Source organism: Streptomyces lycii (genome assembly GCF_009735685.1).
In the GTDB taxonomy this organism is placed as follows: Bacteria; Actinomycetota; Actinomycetes; order Streptomycetales; family Streptomycetaceae; genus Streptomyces; species Streptomyces lycii.
The window spans coordinates 1-3251 of the sequence record NZ_WHPN01000248.1; the positions used below are offsets into that span (position 1 = coordinate 1).

At 75.6% G+C, this 3251-nt stretch carries 4 protein-coding genes; 3 read left to right on the forward strand and 1 reads right to left on the reverse strand.

Annotated features, from left to right (window positions below):
* Positions 1 to 58: 58 nt before the first annotated feature.
* The 3 genes from GCU69_RS34340 to GCU69_RS10390 all read left to right on the forward strand — a co-directional run bounded on the left by GCU69_RS34340 (position 59) and on the right by GCU69_RS10390 (position 1316).
* Positions 59 to 175 (forward strand): SGM_5486 family transporter-associated protein, encoded by a 117-nt coding sequence (locus GCU69_RS34340; RefSeq protein WP_268969268.1) that lies wholly within the window; start codon positions 59 to 61, stop codon positions 173 to 175.
* Between the two features lie 276 nt (positions 176 to 451).
* Positions 452 to 670, forward strand: coding sequence for a hypothetical protein (locus GCU69_RS10385; protein ID WP_098751237.1), 219 nt, complete (start codon positions 452 to 454; stop codon positions 668 to 670).
* Positions 671 to 761: 91 nt separating this feature from the next.
* Positions 762 to 1316 (forward strand): SixA phosphatase family protein, encoded by a 555-nt coding sequence (locus GCU69_RS10390; protein WP_098751235.1) that lies wholly within the window; start codon positions 762 to 764, stop codon positions 1314 to 1316.
* Between the two features lie 120 nt (positions 1317 to 1436).
* Here the strand turns inward: GCU69_RS10390 and serB are convergent, their stop codons facing one another.
* Positions 1437 to 2684, reverse strand: coding sequence for a phosphoserine phosphatase SerB (serB, locus tag GCU69_RS10395; RefSeq protein ID WP_098751234.1), 1248 nt, complete (start codon positions 2682 to 2684; stop codon positions 1437 to 1439).
* Positions 2685 to 3251 lie beyond the last annotated feature (567 nt).

A 3251-nucleotide genomic window follows, 5' to 3' on the forward strand; every position in this document is an offset into this window, starting at 1 on the left:
AGGCGGCGGGGGAGGACCCGTGCCCGGGGCCCGGCATCCCGGATGGGACACTGGCCGTATGCCAGTCCTCGACCCGAATCCCCAGAACGGCCAGAAGAAGCTGCTCGGCCTCCTTGGTCTGATCCTCGCCGTCACGGTCGTCATCGGAGTGATCGCGACCCTGCTCTCCCCCTGACCCGCGCCCCGGCCCGGGACCCGCACCCCGGCCCGCCCCTCCCGGCCCGGACGACCGGACCGGGCCGCCGGCCCCGTCCGGGACCCGGCCCCCCCGCGCGGGGGTGGGGCTGGCCCCACCACCCCTAGGGGGCCAAGGTCAGGGTGCAGTGGGTGGATCACCGGATGGGCAGCGGGCGCCGCTCTCCGTAGGTTCGGAGTACACCGCGAGGAAGCGGTGGGCGCGGCCGTGGCAGGCGGCCGCGCCGCACGTCCGAACCCCACGGAGGCGGTCCCCATGTCGGCCGGTACGCAGGCGCCGTTCCACCAACCGGCGAGCCACACCCGGCAGACGCGCCTCCCGTGGTGGGCCGTGGTGCTGCCCGCCCTCGCCTTCGCCGTGCTGCTGGGGCTGCTGGTCGGCGCCCCCGAGGCGCAGGCCGCGACCGGCGGACCCGCCGCCTTCGCGCACTTCCTGGAACAGCTGCGGGACGTCCTCCTCCACGGCTCGGGCTGATCCCCGGCCACCGCTCCGGACCGTGCCCCGGGACAGGTCAGGGTGCCAACACCCCGAGCCACACAGCGCTTTTCGTGCGAAGCTGGGACGCATGAGCGTCGCTGAACCTTCCCCGGGGACCTCCCCCGGAGCCCCGGATTCCGCCCGCAGGATCGTCCTCCTCCGGCACGCCAAGGCCGACTGGCCCGACGTGTCCGACCACGACCGGCCGCTCGCCGAGCGCGGCCGGAAGGATGCCCCGGCCGCCGGCCGCTGGATCGCCGGCACGGGCATCAACCCCGATCTGACCCTGTGCTCGACCGCGACCCGGACCCGCGAGACGTGGAAGCTCGTCGTCCACGAGCTTCCGCAGCGGCCGAAGACCGTCTACGAGGAGCGGCTCTACGAAGCCTCCCTCGGCGATCTCCTCGCCCTGCTGGGCGAGACGCCCGACGAGGTCGGGAACCTGCTGCTGGTCGGGCACAACCCCGGGATGCACGCCCTCGCCGACGCCCTCTCCGGCACCGCCGAGGGTGACGCCGGGGCGCGGATGAACCGCGGGGGCTACCCGACGGCGGCCGTCGCCGTCGTGGGCTTCAACGGTTCCTGGAAGGACGTGGAGCACGGCGTCGGGCGGCTGCTGGACTACTGGGCGCCGCACGAATGAGCCCCCGGCGGGCTTGAGCGCGCGGGTCGCAGGACCGGCGGGCGTGCCCCGGGAAGCGCGCGGGTACCACGAAGGGGCCCCGGCACACGGCCGGGGCCCCTCGACGTGTCCGGGCCGCCCTCAGCCGGCCAGGGTGTCCGCCGCCTCGACCTCTTCCCGGGTGATCCCCAGCAGATAGAGCACGGTGTCGAGGAACGGCACGTTCACCGCCGTGTGCGCCGCCTCGCGCACCACCGGCTTCGCGTTGAAGGCCACGCCGAGCCCGGCGGCGTTGAGCATGTCCAGGTCGTTGGCGCCGTCGCCGATCGCGACGGTCTGCGCCAGCGGCACCCCGGCCTCCGCCGCGAAGCGGCGCAGCAGCCGGGCCTTGCCCGCGCGGTCCACGACCTCGCCGATCACCCGGCCGGTCAGCCTGCCGTCGGCCACCTCCAGGGTGTTGGCCGACGCGAAGTCCAGCCCGAGCCTCTCCTGGAGATCGTCGGTGACCTGGGTGAAGCCGCCGGAGACGACGCCCACCTGGTAGCCGAGACGTTTCAGCGTACGGATGAGCGTACGGGCGCCGGGGGTCAGCCGGACCTCGGCGCGGACCTTGTCGACCACCGACACGTCCAGCCCGGCCAGCAGTTCCACGCGGGCGTGCAGCGACTGCTCGAAGTCCAGCTCGCCGCGCATGGCCGCCGCCGTCACCTCGGCGACCTCGTCCTCGCAGCCGGCGTGCGCCGCGAACAGCTCGATCACCTCGTCCTGGATGAGGGTCGAGTCCACGTCCATCACGACCAGGCGCTGGGCGCGCCGCTGGAGCCCCGAGGCGACCACGGCGATGTCCACGCCCAGGGCCGCCGCCTGCGGGGCGAGCGCCGTGCGCAGCGACTCGGTCTCGGTGCCGGAGACGGCGAACTCGACCGCCGTGACCGGGTACTTCGCCAGCCGGAAGATCCGGTCGATATTGCCGCCGGTGCCGGTGATCCCGGCCGCTATGGCCGCCGTGGACTCGGCGGTCAGCGGGTGGCCGAGCACGGTCACGTGCGAGCGCCCGGTCCCCCGGGGACGGTTGTCGCCGCGGCCGGAGATGATCTCCGCCTGGAGGCCCAGGGACTCGGCCCAGCCGTGCACGGTGGCCCGCAGCCCGCCCTCGGTGGTGCCGCCGCCGGTCCCGTGCGCGCCGGGCGTGGTGACCAGGGCACAGAGGGTGATGCGGCCCCGGGTGACGACCTGCTCGATGTCGACGACGTCCAGCGAGTAGGCGGCGAGGGTGTCGAACAGCCCTGCCGTGATGCCCGGGCGGTCCTTCCCGAAGATCTTGACGAGAAGGGTCGGGGTGTCGTCGCCCGGCACGGCGGCGGCAGGCGGGATCTGCGATGCGCTCATGGTCCCCCCACCGTATCCGGCGGCTGCCGGAAGGTGCTCGTCCGCCCAGCATGCGGGCGGGGTATCGGCCATCCGCGGCCCGAAGCCCGGCCCGAAGCCCGGCCCGAAGCCCGGCCCGAAGCCCGGCCCGAAGCCCGGCCCGAAGCCCGGCCCGAAGCCCGGCCTGCGGCGCGGCCCGCGCGGCGCTGCGCGGCACCGCGTACGGGACCAGTGCCCGGGACGGCCGCCCGCCGGGCCGTCGCCGCCGGGCGGTGGCCTCCGGGGCGCGAAGCCGTTACGCGCGGGGGACGGTTGCGCGAGCGCGTGATCGCGAGCGTGTGATCGCGTGCACGGCGTCCGCGAAGCCGTTACGCGCGGGGGAGACGGCCGCCCGGACCACCGGCGTCCGGATCACCGCCGCGCGGGCCGCCGCCCGAACCGCCGCCCGAACCGCCGCCCGGTCCGCCACCCGAATCGCGACCCGATCCGCCCCGCGAACCGCCGCCTCCCGGCGCCCCGGAGCCGAGCCCGCCCGTGCCCGGGGAGCCCGCGCCCGGGGAGCCCGTGCCCGGACCGTCCGCCCGCGGA

Coding starts and splice junctions, on each gene's coding strand:
- GCU69_RS34340 (WP_268969268.1), top strand. CDS start 59: ATGCCAGTCCTCGACCCGAATCCCCAGAACGGCCAGAAGAAGCTGCTC.
- serB (WP_098751234.1), bottom strand. CDS start 2,684: ATGAGCGCATCGCAGATCCCGCCTGCCGCCGCCGTGCCGGGCGACGAC.
- GCU69_RS10385 (WP_098751237.1), top strand. CDS start 452: ATGTCGGCCGGTACGCAGGCGCCGTTCCACCAACCGGCGAGCCACACC.
- GCU69_RS10390 (WP_098751235.1), top strand. CDS start 762: ATGAGCGTCGCTGAACCTTCCCCGGGGACCTCCCCCGGAGCCCCGGAT.